Source organism: Dietzia sp. Cai40, from assembly GCF_014145165.1.
GTDB lineage: Bacteria > Actinomycetota > Actinomycetes > Mycobacteriales > Mycobacteriaceae > Dietzia > Dietzia natronolimnaea.
Genome location: NZ_JAALEB010000428.1, coordinates 1 through 1,136 on the forward strand (window position 1 = coordinate 1; position 1,136 = coordinate 1,136).

Below are 1,136 nucleotides of genomic sequence, written 5' to 3' on the forward strand. Positions count from 1 at the left end.
CGCCGCTGCGCTCGGCGGTCAGGCTCACCCCCGCGATCATCGGCGACCTCTGGCGCGCGGCCCGGCGTGGGGAGCCCCGGTACGTCCCGCTGGTCGGGAAGCCGGGGGAGGCCGGTGCCATGACGAGCCCGGACGCCGACCCCGCGGTCGACCGCCTGGCGGCGGACTCCGGACTGGAGCGCGGCGACTTCCCCGAGTACGTCGCAGCCCGGATCCTGGTGCGGATCGGCTTCTATTCTCCGATCCGGCACGCGAGACGGATCGCGTGCCCCGTCCTGGTGCAGATCGCCACCCGGGACGCCATCACTCCCGCGGCGACCGCGCGCCGGGCCGCTCAGCGGATGCCGCGTGGCAGGTATCTGGAGTACCCGTGCGAGCACTTCGACCCCTACGTCGACCCGTACTTCGAGCAGATCGTGGCCGACCAACTCGAGTTCTGTCTCTCGCTGGCGGGTCCGGGCGCCTGATCGCGGTCCACGCCCTGGGAAGTCCGCTCGCGCCCGCCCGCCTAGACTGGGCGGCATGTCGTACCAGCCGCTCATCGCGCCGTCGATCCTGTCCGCCGACTTCGCCCGCCTGGACCGGGAGATCGAGCGGATCCCCGCCGCGGACTGGATCCACGTCGACGTGATGGACGGCCACTTCGTCCCCAACCTGTCCTTCGGCGCCCCGGTCGCGAAGGCGGTCGGCGAGGTCACCGACAAGCCGATGGACTGCCACCTGATGATCGAGGACCCGGCACGGTGGGTGGGGGACTACATCGACGCGGGTGCGGCCAGCATCACCTTCCACGTCGAGGCCACCGACGATCCGAGGGCCGTCGCGGACCTGCTGCACTCGCGCGGCTGCCGGGCCGGCATCTCCCTCAAGCCGGGCACGGCCGTGGAGCCGTACCTCGATCTGCTCGAGCACGTCGACCTGGTCCTGGTGATGAGCGTCGAGCCCGGGTTCGGGGGCCAGTCGTTCATGCCGGAGGTGCTCGACAAGGTCCGCACGCTGCGCGCGGAGATCGACCGGCGCGGGCTCGACGTGCTGATCCAGATCGACGGCGGCATCGACTCGCGCACCATCGGGGACGCCGCCTCCGCGGGCTGCGACGTCTTCGTCGCCGGATCCGCCGTCTACGGCGCGCCCGA

General features: G+C 71.9%; 1 protein-coding gene and 1 pseudogene. Both read left to right on the forward strand.

Annotated features, from left to right (window positions below):
- Window positions 1–467 (forward strand): annotated as a pseudogene (locus G6022_RS14905) (alpha/beta hydrolase); the annotation flags it as partial.
- Window positions 468–522: 55 nt separating this feature from the next.
- Window positions 523–1,136 (forward strand): ribulose-phosphate 3-epimerase (gene rpe / locus G6022_RS14910; protein WP_182691879.1); only part of this gene is annotated, 614 nt, incomplete at its 3' end.